This window comes from Sulfitobacter sp. EE-36 (genome assembly GCF_000152605.1).
Classification (GTDB): Bacteria; Pseudomonadota; Alphaproteobacteria; order Rhodobacterales; family Rhodobacteraceae; genus Sulfitobacter; species Sulfitobacter pontiacus.
On sequence record NZ_AALV01000007.1, the window covers coordinates 120,676 to 134,172 of the forward strand.

Genomic DNA, 13,497 nt, shown 5'->3' on the forward strand with positions numbered 1-13,497 from the left:
GTATATTCTGCGGTAGCAACAATTAATAGATGATTTAACTTGTATAAATCCGGTTATTACGTGATTATGCCAAGGATAGTTGAACTGTTCTTGTACCGGAGATTTCGCAATGGCGCACAGCCAGCGACGCCCCATGACCCGCCTGTTGCGCTGCCTGCAGGCGCTTGCCGCCGCAACACTTTTGGTTGTGCCCGCGATGCCGTCCTGGGCCGAGGTCCGGATCAAGGATATTGCGCATTTTGAAGGTGTGCGGGAAAACCATCTGATCGGATATGGCCTCGTTGTCGGGCTTCTGGGGACGGGGGACAAGCTGAACTCCAGCCCGTTCACCCGTGAATCCATTCGTGGGATGCTTGAACGGCTTGGCGTTGCGAACCTTGATGGCGAGGCGCTGAAAACCAAGAACACCGCCGCCGTGATGGTTACGGCCAAGCTGCCCCCGTTTGCGAGGCGCGGCTCGCCCATCGATATCACGGTCTCTTCGCTTGGAGATGCGACGAGTTTGCGGGGCGGCACCTTGTTGATCACCCCGCTGACGGGCGCGGATGGTGAAGTCTATGCCGTGGGGCAGGGCGCGGTTGCGGCCTCGGGCTACCGGGTGGATGGCAATGCCGCGAGCGTTGTGGATGGCGTGCCGACCATCGCGCGGATCGAAAACGGGGCTATCGTCGAACGCGAGATCGAATTCAGCCTCTTTCAGCTCGACAGTATCCGGATTGCGCTGAATAACCCCGATTTTACCACGGCGGATCGCGTGCGCGAAGCCATTGCGAAACACCTTGGGTCCAGTCAGGTCGAGGTGCTGGATTCCGGCACGATCGAGGTCTGGGTCGGTGACAAACGCAACGCGCCGGAGACGATTATGGCGGTGGAAAACCTGCTGGTCACTCCGGACGCCGTGGCGCGGGTCGTGATTGACGAAAAATCGGGCACCATCGTCATGGGCTCGGACGTGCGCATCGCGCAGGTCGCGATCAGCCAGGGTGGCCTGACCGTGCGCGTGCGCGAGAATTTCGGCGTCAGCCAGCCCGGTCCGATCAGCCTTGGCGGAAATACGGCCGTGATCAGCGAGGAACCTATCTCTATCGGGGGGACGACCGTGATCGTGCCGGAGACCGAGATTGATATCGAAGAAACTGACGGCAGCTTTACCATTCTCAACGGTGACGTGAGCCTGCAAGAGCTTGTCGACGGGCTGAACGCCATCGGCGTCGGCGCACGGCAAACGATTGCGATTTTGCAGGCAATCAAAGCCGCAGGGGCGCTTCACGCCGATCTGGAGATTATCTGATGACCGGTTCAATCCCCCCATCCCTGCCGACTTTCGATATCGCCAAACCCGACCGCGCGGTGCAGACAGGTAAAGAATTCGAAAAGGTGTTCTTAACCCAGTTCGTCGACGAGATGATGAAAACCGCCGGTGCCTCTGCTTTCGGCGGGGAACAGCAGGCGGATATGTGGCGGTCCTTCATGTCCGAAGCCGTCGCTGGCCAGTTGGTAGAGCAGGGCGGTTTGGGCTTTTCCGGTAGCGTGTCGCAAATGCTGGACGCCTACGGGCAGGGCAAAGCCAAATTTGCGGAGCAGGGCGAATGACCCCGCGCACCTTCCGTTTCGGTCAACGGGGCCCCGCGCCCGAGGGCGACGCCCCTGATCAGCTGGTGCTGACCTCGCAGGACGAGGAAAACATTCACGCCTATGTCGCGAAAATCGACGACACCATCGACGTGCTGAACCGCGAGGTGGATGCGATTAAAGCCGGCAATCTGGATGTCGTCAGCGCGATCTTCGAAGAAAAATCCCGTGCTTTGAAGTGGCTGGAGCTGCAAACCCCGCTGGTCGAACCCTTTATGGATCACCCGATTATGGTTGAGCTGGAGGTGAAGGCACACCTCAAGCAGTTAAAGGGGGCGATTGAAGAGGATAGCGCAATTTTGTCGCGCATGGCCGTCGCCGCCCGCACCATTCTGCGCGAGGTCAAAAAGATCAGCAATCGCAATGCGCTAGACGGAAATTATGGCAAGATGGGCCAGCGTGTGAGCGGCGTTGCGGATAAGAATATGCACGTCGATCAGAAATTCTAACGCGCGTTCCGTCGATTTTACCCAATTTGTTAACCTTGCTTTAACCTGAACTGCTATGTAGTTCAGGTTAGCCTTTACGGCTGACCTCAGTCAGAAGACTGGATCAATACGAGAAGCAAGGAGAACATTAAATGTCGTCCATTCTCACCAATAGCTCCGCAATGAACGCTCTGGCCACGTTGAAAGACGTGAACCGCGGGCTCAACGATACCCAAAGCCGTGTTTCCACAGGCCTGAAAGTGGCCTCTGGTAAAGACAACGCTGCCTATTTCGCCGTCTCCGAGACGATGAAAGGCGACAGCGGCATGTTCAAAGCCATCAACGAAGGCATGACCGCGACCAAGAACTCCGTCGCGACAGCCCGTCTGGGTGCCGAAACCGTTTCCGACATCGCGCAGCAGATCGTCGAGCGTGTTGCTTTCGCTCAAACCGATGGTGTAAACCGCGCGGATGTTCAGCTCGAAATCGATGCGCTTGTTGAAAACATGGGCACCGCGATTGAGCAAGCAACCTTCAATGGGGACAATCTGGTCGATGGTACCAGAATGGCCACCTCGACTACACCTAATGCAGTTACTTTGGTGAACGGTGTAAAACGAGACTCAAGCGGCTTTGGCACTACAACCTATACTTTCGATGGTGTTGATCTTGGTGCGATCAAGACAGCGATGGAAGCTATCAACGTCGAAACCTCAACTGATCTTGCAGCTGATCTTGCTACAGCCGAAGGTGAGCTTGCGAACTCCATTACTGCAGCTACGTCTCTCGGCATCACCGAAAACGCCTTGGAAGGTCAGATGGAGTTCATCGACAGCCTGACAGACACGCTGGATTCCGGTGTGAGCTCGATGGTTGATGCGGATATGGAAGAAGAAGCGGCGCGTTTGCAAGCCTATCAGGTTCAGCAGCAGCTGGCGACGCAGTCCTTGTCGATTGCAAACCAGGCGCCTCAGAACATCCTGAGCTTGTTCCGTTAATTCGGTTCAGGCGTTATATGAAAAACCCCTCTCCGCCACTGGTGGGGAGGGGCTCTGACGAAGTGGCCACCGGCTTGGACATACGTCCCGCCGGTTTTTTTTATTGCGCTGGCGTCGCTTCGGCGCGGGCGCGTTCCTCGAAAAAACTACGCAGCGGGTCATCGATGCCGGATTCCAGTATCATCCGGTAGGTGTCGGCAAAGCCTTCGGCGGCTGGGGTCTTGTCGCCGCGGCTTTGTGACAGGAACGGGCTGGCTGCTTGAAAGAAGGTAATTGCCTGATCGGTTTCCGGGTCGGACCCGGCTTTATACGCCCCCAATCGGATCAAATCTTCCATATCGGCGTAGCGGCCCAAGGCCTTGCGCGCGACTTTGGTGATCTCGTATTCTTCGGGAGAGTGGCAGCCCGGCAGCATCCGCGACAGCGATTTTTGCAGATCAATCGCGGGGAAACGCCCCTGTTCGGCGATGCGCCGGTCGAGCACCAGATGCCCGTCCACGATCCCGCGCACCGCATCCGCGATGGGTTCGTTCATATCGTCCCCATCCACCAGCACCGTATAAAGACCGGTAATGTCACCTTCTGCCGCCATGCCGGGGCCCGCACGTTCCAGCAAATGGGGCAGTTCGCTGAACACCGACGGCGGATAGCCCCGTAGGGTTGGCGGCTCGCCGCGGGCGAGGCCGATTTCACGCTGCGCCATCGCAAAACGGGTGACGCTATCCAGCAGCAGCAGCACCTGCTTTCCCGTCGATTTGAAGTATTCGGCAATCGCGGTTGTGGTTAATGCGGCCTGTTTGCGCAGCAGCGGTGCCTCGTCCCCGGTAGAGACGACGACAACGGCGCGGGCCATGCCTTCTTCGCCCAGATCCTCCTGGATGAACTGTTGCACCTCGCGGCCGCGTTCGCCGATCAGCCCGATGACAATCACATCGGCATCCGTATTGCGGGCTAGCATGGCCATCATGGTCGATTTGCCGACACCTGAACCCGCGAAAACACCCATCCTCTGGCCGCGGCAAATCGGTGTGAAAATATCGATACATTTGATCTGTGTTTCCAGCTTCTCGCCCACCTTCTTGCGGTCGAATGCACCGGGTGGGTTGGCGCGAAAGCGGGTTTTGCGGCGCGGGCGGCGCGCGCGAGTGTATTGCGTGAGCGGGCGGCCAAGCGCATCAACCACCGTGCCGATCCAGCTGTCGTCGGGGGATACCATATCGTCATGCTCAATCAATTCGACGGTATTCCCGACGGACACGCCCTCCCATGTGCCGAACGGCAGAACGCAAAGATCACTGCCCTGTGCGCTGACGACTTCGCCATCGATGTGTCCTGCGGGGGTGTACACCCGACATTGGCTGCCGATCGCCGCCATCGCCTCTAGCCCGCTGACGGTGAGGGTCATGCCAGTGATGGACCTGACGGTGCCCGAGATCTTTGCGCTGGCGCATGAATAGATGGACTTTTGCAGGTTTGCGAAGGCAGAAGTCAAAATATACTCTTTCGAAAATATTCTATCCTTGCTATATAACAAGGATAAATAATGAGTCTAGTATGAATACAGATCCCACATCCTTGTTCAGTCTTGCGCCCAAGCGTTTGCAGTGGCTTGCAACGCGGCAGAATGTCGTGTCGGAGAATATCGCGAATTCTGACGTTGCGGGATACCGCGCGCAGGATGTGCAAAGCTTTGCCAGCTATCTGGAAGACGCAGGTCGGTCGCAACGTTTGCAGGAGGCCGAGGTGGTTGAGGCGCGGGTTCTGGGTGGCGCTACGGCAACCGGGAATAATGTGAACCTGGAAGAGCAGTTGGTCGAGGCGAACAGCGCCTCGGGTCAGTTTCAAATGGCCGCGAGCCTGTACCGCAAAGCGCACGAGATGGTTTACGCCGTCGCTGGCCGGAAATAACGGAGAGACGCGCGATGGATTCCCTTTCCAGAATTTCGGCAACAGCCGCCAGCGGGATGCGGGCGCAGGGTGACCGGTTGCGCATCGTCTCTGAAAACCTTGCAAATGCCAGTTCGACCGCGCAAACGGCGGGGGGCGACCCGTATCAGCGCAAGACGATTTCTTTTGAAAGCGCCACGGATCCGTCAACGGGGGCCGCGATTGTGCAGTCCGCAGGCGTGCTGCGGGATGATGCCGATTTCACACTGCGGTATGAACCATCGCATCCCGCTGCGGATCAGAACGGCTATATCAAGATGCCGAACGTGAACCCGCTGATCGAAATGAGTAATATGCGTGAAGCCGCGCGCAGTTATGAAGCAAACCTTTCGATGCTGGACAAGGCGCGTGACATGCGCCGTCAGTTGGTCGAGCTGTTGAAGTAAGGTGCCAGAATGACAGATTTTTCCGCCATCCGTTCTTCTTATGTTGAAGCCGCCTATGCAAAGACGGTGCAGGGTGAAACGCGGGGTGCAAAACCCGCTGGCCCCGCCCCAAAAGATTTTGCCCAGATGGTCGGCGATGCCGCGTCGCAGGCGGTGGATTCGGTGCGCGAAGGCGACCAGATGGCGATCAAGGGGCTGACAGGGCAAGCCAGCCTGCAAGAGGTTGTTCAGGCCACCATGGCGATGGAGCAGACAGTTCAGGTTTCGGTCGCGCTGCGTGACAAACTGGTGGAAGCGTACCAAGAAGTTATGCGTATGCCGGTTTAACGTCAGGTTAACACGCGCCATGTTTTTCGGAGGTCCGCTGTGGATTCTGTCACTATCTACGAAATCATCCGGCAGACGTTAACCGTGACATTGATCGGGTCGGCACCTGTGCTTGTTGTGGCGCTTGGCGTCGGGCTTGCGATCGCGTTTTTCCAGGCTTTGACACAGATTCAGGAAATGACGCTAACGTTCGTGCCCAAGATCGCGGCGATTTTTGTGACGCTCGCCATCAGCATTCCATTTATTTTTTCGACACTTGTCGGGCTCTCGGACCGGGTGTTCGATCTTGTCTCCAACGGGGGGCTCTAGGGTGCGGCTCACCGTCTTGTTCATGGTTCTCTTGCTGCCCGTCTCTGCCTTGGCGGACAAAGGCGGTTGGACAGGGTTTTACACGTCATCCGCTCCTGCCGTGAAGTTGGGTCGGCAAAACGCCACGTCAAACCCGATGCGCGTCTGCGTGGACGAGATCCTCTCGGCTGAACAGCGCTATAACATTCCCGGTAACCTATTGTTGGCGATCGGGATTCAGGAAGCTGGCCGTCAGGTGAACAACAAGCTGGTGGTATGGCCGTGGACCGCAAACACAAACGGCACCGGCACGTTTTTTGGCAGCAAGCTCGCATTAGAAGCGCATGTGCGCGAGACAGAGGGTCGCGGCATCCGGTCCACGGATGTGGGATGCATGCAGATTAACCAACGGTGGCATGGCGACCAGTTCTCCTCGCTAGAAGAGGCGACGACGCCAGCGCATAACGTCGATTATGCCGCACGTTTCCTGACCGCACTGTATCACGAGACAGGCGATTGGTGGCAAGCCGCTGGCCGGTACCATTCGTCTAACCCCAGCTACAAAGCTGTTTATCTGCAGAAGTTGCAGCAGAACCAGCGCATCGCCCAGGCATTCCTGACCCGCTTTGCAAGCGATGTTAGCCCGGTCAATAGCACCCCGCAGCAGGTTGCAGCCACCCGCGAGATGCCCGATTTCAACTGGAGCGCCGATCTGAGCGGTGCAAACTCCGGAAAAGCGGGTGGCGCGCTGTCTATCTATTCTACGCAGGCGTTGGCCCCCATCCTGCCCCATTACGCAGAGGTCAACTGAGCGTGGCGACACCAGACACAAATCCGCAGCCCTTCAGCTTTGCCAAGCTTAGCGGTGCCAATCGCGACATCGGGTTCGCCGTGGGGATGGTTCTCATCCTGGCGATGTTGTTTATTCCTTTGCCTCCCTTCTTTCTGGATCTGGGTTTGGCGATTTCCCTCGCGTTGTCCGTTCTGATTCTTATGGTGGCCCTGTGGATCGGTACACCCTTGGAATTCAACTCCTTTCCGACGCTTTTGCTGGTCGTCACGATGCTGCGTCTGGCGCTGAACGTATCCTCCACCAGATTAATTTTGAGTGAAGGCCATAACGGACCGGGCGCAGCGGGGAATGTCATCGAGGGATTTTCGCAGTTCATTCTGGGCGGCGACTTCATCATCGGCATTATTGTTTTCACAATTCTGGTGATCATTAACTTTATCGTCATCACTAAGGGCTCTACTCGAATCGCGGAGGTTGCGGCGCGATTCTCGCTGGATGCGATGCCGGGCAAACAGATGGCGATCGATGCTGACCTCGGCGCCGGTGCCATTACGGAGGAGGAGGCGAAACTACGGCGTAAAACGGTCGAGGAAGAAAGCTCGTTCTTCGGGGCGATGGACGGTGCGTCCAAGTTCGTCCGCGGGGATGCTGTTGCTGGGTTGATCATCACGCTGATCAACGTTTTTGGCGGCATTATGATCGGTATGATCAGCCACGGACTGAGCGTGGGCGACGCGATGAGCCGCTATACAGTGCTAACGATCGGTGACGGTTTGGTCACTCAAATCCCTGCGTTGGTCGTGTCTCTTGCTGCTGGTTTGTTGGTGACCAAGGGCGGAACACTGGGTGCGGCGAACGAAGCCGTCTTGGGGCAGCTCAGCAATTTCCCCAAGGCTTTGTATGTCGCGGCGGGACTGACATTCTGTATCGGTTGGCTGCCCGGCTTTCCGTTGATGATCTTTCTCGCGCTCTCTACTGGGATGGCGGGCTTTGGCTATATCATGCAGAAGTCCTTTGTAGAGCGGGACAAGGCCGAGAAACTCGCCGCCGCGCGCGACGCAGCACCTGTTGAGAGTGCAGAAGACAAGCTGTCGGATATGCTGCGCGTTGATGATGTCCGGCTGGATCTCGGCTCTGGTCTCGTGCCGATGATTACGTCGGTCAATGCGGCGCTTCCGGGTAAGGTGAAAAGCCTAAGGTCGTTGTTTATAAAGGACTTCGGGTTTGTCTTGCCGTTGGTTCGGATCAAGGACGATGCGGAGCTTCCCGCCTATACCTACGCCATTTCCCTGCAAGGGGTGGAGGCCGCCCGTGGGGAAGTTGACCCGATGATGATGATGGTGATTAACCCGTCGGGGCAAGAAATTAACCTTCCCGGCAAACGCACGCGCGAACCGACCTTCGGGTTGGAAGCGATCTGGGTTGACGAAACGCGCGCATCCGAAGCAGAGCTCATGGGGATGACTGTCGTTGATCCGGAAAGCGTGATCACCACGCATCTGACCGAGGTGATCAAGGAGCATATGCCCGAGATCCTGACCTATGCCGCGACGCAGGAATTGATCGAGGGGCAGGGCAAGGAATATCAGAAACTGCTTTCAAGCGGCTCTGACAGCAGTTCGGCTGTGATGTTGCAGCACGTCTTGCAGGCGCTGCTAGCAGAGCGGGTGTCGATCCGAAATCTGTCGATGATCATCGAAGCGGTCGCGGAGGCAAGCGCCACGTCCAAGAATATCCGCACAGTGATCGAGCACGCCCGGAGCAAACTGGCTAAACAAATTTGCCAATCCTTGAAGGATTCTCAAGGATATGTGCCGGTCATAAATCTGGGTGGAGATTGGGAGCGCGAGCTTGCGAGTTCGATCTCAAAAGCGAACGGGGAAGAAACCTTCCTGATGTCGCCGTCGCGGGTGCAGGAATTTGTTCTTGCAGTACGCAAGGAAATCCAAAAGTTTTCGAGCGCAGATGAATGGCCGGCCATTTTGGTCAGCCCTCAAGCGCGGCCCTACGTCCGGTCGATCCTCGAACGGGTGAGCCCGATGACCCAAGTGATTTCGCACAACGAAGTCCACCGCAAAGCGTCGCTACGCACTGTTGGCACCGTCGGTTAACCGATCGTGGCAATCGAACCCTTCATCTCGACGCTATTTTTCTCTTTTTTTGTGGTGTTTGCCCGCATTGGCACGGCGCTGATGTTTATGCCCGGGTTTGGGGAGGTGCAGATTCCGGTGCGCCCGCGGCTGTCCTTGGCAGTGCTGATCAGTCTTTCCCTGCTTCCGCTGACGCCCATTGCAAGCGCGCTGCCTGATAGCGCGGTGACCGCGGTGTTCCTGCTGGGCGCCGAGGTGCTGATCGGGCTGTGGATTGGTCTTTGCGCGCGTATCCTGTTGTCAGCATTGCAGTTTGCGGGGTTTCAGGTCGGGCAGGTGTCTGGTTTGGCAAACGCTTTTGGCCCGTCGTTCGGGTCGTTTGAAGGCGCGACGATGGTGGCGACCTTGCTGCTGATGAGCGCGGTGACCATGATCTTTGTCACAGACACCCATCATCTGATCATCCGCGCATTGCTTGCCAGTTATCAGGTGTTCCCGCCCGGACAGTTCGTGCTCGCCGATCTGGCAGATCAAATACTTCGTGTCGCGAGTGCGAGCCTCTATATCGGGACGGCAATTGCCGCCCCCTTCTTTGTGATGGGTGTGATTTTGAACCTTGGCATGGGGCTGGCAAACCGGATGATGCCACAACTGCCCGTGTTTTTCGTGGCGGCATCGCTGTTGATCGGGGCAGGGCTGCTGATCCTTGCTATCGCCCTGCCGGCCATGCTTGATTACTTCCTAGTGCGATTCCAGGAGTGGATCATGGGCTTTAGGATCTAATCATGGCCGAGAATAGCGACAGCACGGAAAAGACCCTAGAGCCGACCGAAAAGAAGCTTAAGGACGCGCGCAAGAAAGGGGATGTCCCGTCTTCAAAGGAGACGGGGAACATGGTCGTTGTCGTGGCGATGTTGGGGATCGCCGCCTTGGTCTTGCCCTATCAGGCCCCGCAAATCGTCGTCGCGCTGTCAGTTCTGCTGGACCATTCCCCAAATCTAATGGTCGCCACGGGGGAGCCGGGGGTGATCCGGCTGGGGCAGATCATGAGCGAATTCTTCTATATGATCGTGTGGGCAGTCCTTCCTATCTTTGGCGTTTTGTTTTTGGGCGGTGCGATTGGCGCTGTGATTCAGGGTGAAACGGTCGTTGCGGCAGAGCGTATCAAACCAAAGCTTTCCAAATTGTCACCGCTGGAAGGGTTGAAGCGTCTTTTTTCGGCGAATGCGCTGGTCGAATTCGCGAAAAGTATCGTCAAAGTCTTGGCAATCGGTGGGCTTGCCGTGTGGTTCACGAATGAAGCGGTGCGGCGTATCTGGACCTCGTCGGGCTTTATCCCCGAGCATCTGCCCGGCTATCTGACCGCCGCTGCTGTTAAGCTGTTGATTGCGGCTGCAATTCTGCTTGTGCCAATCGCGATTGCCGACATCCTGTGGCGTCGTTTTGATTGGCGGCGCAAGCAAAGGATGAGCCAGAAAGACATCAAGGACGAACATAAGGAATCCGAAGGCTCCCCCGAAATCCGGCAGAAACGGGCGCGTCGCCGGCGCGAGCTGTCACAGCAGCGTACAATCACTGCTGTGCCTTTGGCGGATGTCATTCTGACCAACCCGACCCATTATTCAATCGCGCTGAAATATGACCCGGCGCAGGATATGGCCCCGGTTTGTATCGCCAAAGGCGCGGATCATCTGGCGCGGCGCATCCGCGAAGTGGCTGCGGAGCACGATATTCCGATGATCGAGAATAAACCGTTAACGCGAATGCTATATGACGAGATCGACGTCGATCAGGTCATTCCCGTCGCCCATTGGGAAATTGTCGCCGAGATCATCAGCTTCGTCTTTGACCTGCGCAACAATAAAAAGCGGGCGGCGCCGCAGGGGTCTACCTTGCGGACCGATCCATATTAACGAAGCTTGATACCTGTAAGATCTTGATCCGCCGGAAGCTGCGAACGTTCCAGAATGATTTTGGAGACGGCGCGCGCCCGTACAGGCGGGATCTTTGCAAGGATAGGCGCAGCTGTTCTTGGCTTCATGGTACCAAGGATCATAATCGTCGTCTCGATGTCCAGATCATCCATGATACGCGCCGCATCGGTCGGCTTCATATTCGTGTAAAGCTGGATCAGACGATCAAGGTCTTCGGTCTGCGCGGCATCAACGCGACCCAGCAGATCCTCGATAGAGGTCTTGAGCTCGGTCAGAGATGCTTTTTCGATGTTAAGCCGTTCGCGGGCCAGCGCAAATTCAGCACGTTGGTTTTCCAGCTCTTCCTGCTGCAACCGCACCAATTCGCGCTCTTTCGTGAGCGAGATCAAAACGTCTTCGGGTGCTTCGCAACCGTTTGAAAGTTCGGGCAGGTTGCCCACCAGCGGCGGGGCATCCTGAACCGGTTGCAGGCCCGTTTCCTCTTTGGTTTCAGCGGCAAGAACGACCATCGGCTGCTGCGGCAGCGCGCTATCCTTGAACAAGGGCAATTCAGGAAAGGATAGCGCGGCTTTGGCGCAGAGCGTCAGGGCCAGCCCCCCAAGGATAATTTTCCCGTTCAACATACCTGGTCCAAACATCTATCAGCCCTTTGCCGCAGAAGAATTTTCGAAAAACGCGCGCACCATCTCTTTTTTATCCCGTACCACACGCACGCCATTGCGTTCTGCCGGCGCTTGCTTGGTCGCGCGGCGGCTGGCGAAAGAGGCGGCTGTTTCTTCGGGCGGGGGGGGCGCTTCGACGGGGGCCGGCGCACGTTGCGCGGTTTCGATGCTTTCCCGCATGTGGTGCACAGATTGTTCGGATTTATCGACCGCAGAGGAGAATTGTTCGACCAGCGGTTCAAGCTGTTTCAACGTCGCCGTCAACTTGCGCAATTTCATCGAAACCACGTAGCCATAGCCGATGCTGCCGATCAGCAATACGACGATCAGGCTGTCAATTATCGTTGCCATCATCTTCGTGGTCCTCCAGAATTTCCAGCTTTTCGGTAATTTGCACAGCCACATAGCCGTTGTTACGTTTGCCCAACGACACGTTGAACATCGGGGTGTCGGCACAGGTCACAGTGGCATCGCGGCCTTCCTCGATGCCGAAATCAATGGTGTCGCCGGGCCGCCATGACATGATTTTTTGGAGCGGAAAGACGTTTTCGGACAGGACGACATCCAGATCGACGTTCGCCCGTTCGATCTGCGCCCCGATCAACCCGCGCCACTGGTCTTGCGACACCATACGGTCGCCGAAATAGACTTTGCCCAAGTCGGGCAAGATCTGTTCAAGTGCGTCATAGGGGATGACTAGATCAAGGTTTCCGGTATTTCCGGCAAGGGTCAACGACAGCCGTAACCGCGCGCAAAGGCTTGTGTTTTTGGCAATCGCGGCACCTTCGGCCTCGGTTTCGATGCGATCGAGTTCGAGGTTCGCAGCCCCCACAACCGACAAAGACCGCTCCAACTCGGCAAAGACGGCAGAGGCAAGCCGTTCGCCAAAGCCAAGCTCGATCGCGGTAAAGGGATCGGTGTTGTCGAGATCGACGTTCTTGGCGTTCCCGCCCAGCATCAGTTCAACCGCGGTCATAAGCACCGCTTGATCCATCACCACAAGGATTTCACCAACAAAGGGGTGACCTGTGCCAACGGCCAGAAACGTGGGCTTGGGCAGCCCTTCTATCACTTTGCCCATAGGGATATAGTCAAGCGAGGCGAGTGAGGCTTCACACATGGCGCGCATCAGGTCGGGCAGGGCAACCGACAGGTTTTCGACCATGCGATCGCCAATGATGTCGAGCATGGGCAGGCGATCAAAGGTGAAATCCGACATGCGGATGATTTCGTCGATCAGGGTGCTGCCTGCTTCGTCGGGTCGCCGTGCTGTTGTGTCGCTCTCGCTCATCGCCGCCTCCTACTGCACGATCAGGTCTTTGATCAGGATTTCCTGTGGCAGATCGCTGCCCACGGCGGCGCGCGCCCGTTTCAGCAGTTCGGCCTTGATATAAAGAATGCCCGCCATGCCGCGCACGTCGTTTTCGGTCAGCCCCCGCAGGTAGCCGTTGAAAAGATCGCGCATGAAGGGCTGGCGTTCGACCATCAGCTTGTCCGCGTCCTCATCGGGCCGGTAGGCGACCATCAGGTTCACCTTAAGAAACGCCGATGTCGGGGTGCCGTTCTGATCGAAACCTTGGATGTTTGTCAGCATCTCGCCCAGATCGATCAGCCCTGTGCTTGCGGCCTTGGTGTTATCGGCGTGGTCTTCGGCATCACCCTCGTCCTTGGCATGATCGTCTTTACCATGATCTTCCGTGTCGGCGTGATCATCCTTGGTGTCCGTCTGATCGGCTTCTTCGCTTTTATACTCGGGCTCAAAGGCTTCGGCGTCTTTGACGTAGGCCGCACGGGCAAGGAAAAATCCGCCACCCAAGGATACCACGCACATGAGCGCGGCCGCGATCAGCATTTTACGCGATCCGCGTGGCCGGTCCGCTGCGTCAGCAGAGGCGGCCTGCTTTGCCGCAGCTGGCTTTTTTTTCGCTTTGTCGGCCATGTGGAAACCTTAACTTGGTGTTAATGCCACATTCCCCTTTTAAGGGCAAAAACACAAGGTTAAAAATTGTTTA

17 protein-coding genes are annotated in these 13,497 nt (G+C 56.9%); 12 read left to right on the forward strand and 5 right to left on the reverse strand.

What is annotated here, in order from left to right:
- Nucleotides 1-133: 133 nt before the first annotated feature.
- The 4 genes from EE36_RS02170 to EE36_RS02185 all read left to right on the forward strand — a co-directional run bounded on the left by EE36_RS02170 (nt 134) and on the right by EE36_RS02185 (nt 3,058).
- The gene (locus tag EE36_RS02170) at nt 134-1,291 is read left to right on the forward strand and encodes a flagellar basal body P-ring protein FlgI (protein ID WP_039911415.1); all 1,158 of its coding nucleotides are present in this window, start codon (nt 134-136) and stop codon (nt 1,289-1,291) included.
- Complete coding sequence (locus tag EE36_RS02175) at nt 1,291-1,593, forward strand: hypothetical protein (protein ID WP_005849024.1); 303 nt, start codon at nt 1,291-1,293, stop codon at nt 1,591-1,593. The genes EE36_RS02170 and EE36_RS02175 overlap by 1 nt, the downstream gene beginning before the upstream one ends.
- Nucleotides 1,590-2,081 (forward strand): hypothetical protein, encoded by a 492-nt coding sequence (locus tag EE36_RS02180; RefSeq protein WP_005849025.1) that lies wholly within the window; start codon nt 1,590-1,592, stop codon nt 2,079-2,081. The genes EE36_RS02175 and EE36_RS02180 overlap by 4 nt, the downstream gene beginning before the upstream one ends.
- Nucleotides 2,082-2,212: 131 nt before the next feature.
- Complete coding sequence (locus EE36_RS02185; protein ID WP_039911387.1) at nt 2,213-3,058, forward strand: flagellin; 846 nt, start codon at nt 2,213-2,215, stop codon at nt 3,056-3,058.
- Between the two features lie 100 nt (nt 3,059-3,158).
- On the opposite strand, the gene EE36_RS02190 is transcribed toward EE36_RS02185, so the two are convergent.
- A complete protein-coding gene (locus EE36_RS02190; protein WP_005849027.1) occupies nt 3,159-4,550 on the reverse strand; it encodes a FliI/YscN family ATPase in 1,392 nt (463 codons plus the stop codon).
- Between the two features lie 62 nt (nt 4,551-4,612).
- Between EE36_RS02190 and EE36_RS02195 the strand changes: the two genes are divergently transcribed.
- The 8 genes from EE36_RS02195 to EE36_RS02230 are packed head-to-tail and all read left to right on the forward strand — an operon-like array spanning nt 4,613 to nt 10,802.
- Entirely contained in the window at nt 4,613-4,966 is a 354-nt protein-coding gene (locus EE36_RS02195) for a flagellar basal body protein (protein WP_005849029.1), read from the forward strand.
- Nucleotides 4,967-4,980: 14 nt separating this feature from the next.
- Nucleotides 4,981-5,391 carry a flagellar basal body rod protein FlgC gene (gene flgC / locus EE36_RS02200; protein WP_074636865.1) on the forward strand — a complete coding sequence of 137 codons (411 nt, stop codon included), beginning with the start codon at nt 4,981-4,983 and terminating at the stop codon, nt 5,389-5,391.
- 9 nt (nt 5,392-5,400) lie between these two features.
- Nucleotides 5,401-5,718, forward strand: a complete 318-nt coding sequence (locus tag EE36_RS02205) for a flagellar hook-basal body complex protein FliE (protein ID WP_005849033.1) — start codon at nt 5,401-5,403, stop codon at nt 5,716-5,718.
- Between the two features lie 39 nt (nt 5,719-5,757).
- A complete protein-coding gene (locus tag EE36_RS02210) occupies nt 5,758-6,027 on the forward strand; it encodes a flagellar biosynthetic protein FliQ (protein WP_005849035.1) in 270 nt (89 codons plus the stop codon).
- Between the two features lies 1 nt (nt 6,028).
- The gene (locus tag EE36_RS02215; RefSeq protein ID WP_005849037.1) at nt 6,029-6,817 is read left to right on the forward strand and encodes a lytic transglycosylase domain-containing protein; all 789 of its coding nucleotides are present in this window, start codon (nt 6,029-6,031) and stop codon (nt 6,815-6,817) included.
- Nucleotides 6,818-6,819: 2 nt separating this feature from the next.
- Nucleotides 6,820-8,910 (forward strand): flagellar biosynthesis protein FlhA, encoded by a 2,091-nt coding sequence (flhA, locus tag EE36_RS02220; RefSeq protein WP_005849039.1) that lies wholly within the window; start codon nt 6,820-6,822, stop codon nt 8,908-8,910.
- 6 nt (nt 8,911-8,916) lie between these two features.
- Nucleotides 8,917-9,672, forward strand: coding sequence for a flagellar biosynthetic protein FliR (locus tag EE36_RS02225; protein ID WP_005849041.1), 756 nt, complete (start codon nt 8,917-8,919; stop codon nt 9,670-9,672).
- Between the two features lie 2 nt (nt 9,673-9,674).
- On the forward strand, nt 9,675-10,802 hold the full coding sequence (locus EE36_RS02230; protein ID WP_005849043.1) for a flagellar biosynthesis protein FlhB: 1,128 nt from the start codon (nt 9,675-9,677) through the stop codon (nt 10,800-10,802).
- On the opposite strand, the gene EE36_RS02235 is transcribed toward EE36_RS02230, so the two are convergent.
- Genes EE36_RS02235 through fliL form a run of 4 tightly spaced genes read right to left on the reverse strand, consistent with a single transcriptional unit; the run spans nt 10,799 to nt 13,424 of the window.
- The gene (locus EE36_RS02235) at nt 10,799-11,461 is read right to left on the reverse strand and encodes a MotE family protein (protein ID WP_005849044.1); all 663 of its coding nucleotides are present in this window, start codon (nt 11,459-11,461) and stop codon (nt 10,799-10,801) included. The two genes, EE36_RS02230 and EE36_RS02235, sit on opposite strands and share 4 nt — an antisense overlap.
- Before the next feature lie 3 nt (nt 11,462-11,464).
- Complete coding sequence (locus EE36_RS02240) at nt 11,465-11,839, reverse strand: hypothetical protein (RefSeq protein ID WP_005849045.1); 375 nt, start codon at nt 11,837-11,839, stop codon at nt 11,465-11,467.
- Nucleotides 11,820-12,776 carry a flagellar motor switch protein FliM gene (locus tag EE36_RS02245; protein WP_005849047.1) on the reverse strand — a complete coding sequence of 319 codons (957 nt, stop codon included), beginning with the start codon at nt 12,774-12,776 and terminating at the stop codon, nt 11,820-11,822. Before EE36_RS02245 ends, EE36_RS02240 begins: the two co-directional genes overlap by 20 nt.
- A gap of 9 nt (nt 12,777-12,785) precedes the next feature.
- Entirely contained in the window at nt 12,786-13,424 is a 639-nt protein-coding gene (gene fliL / locus EE36_RS02250; RefSeq protein ID WP_005849049.1) for a flagellar basal body-associated protein FliL, read from the reverse strand.
- Between the last annotated feature and the right edge of the window lie 73 nt (nt 13,425-13,497).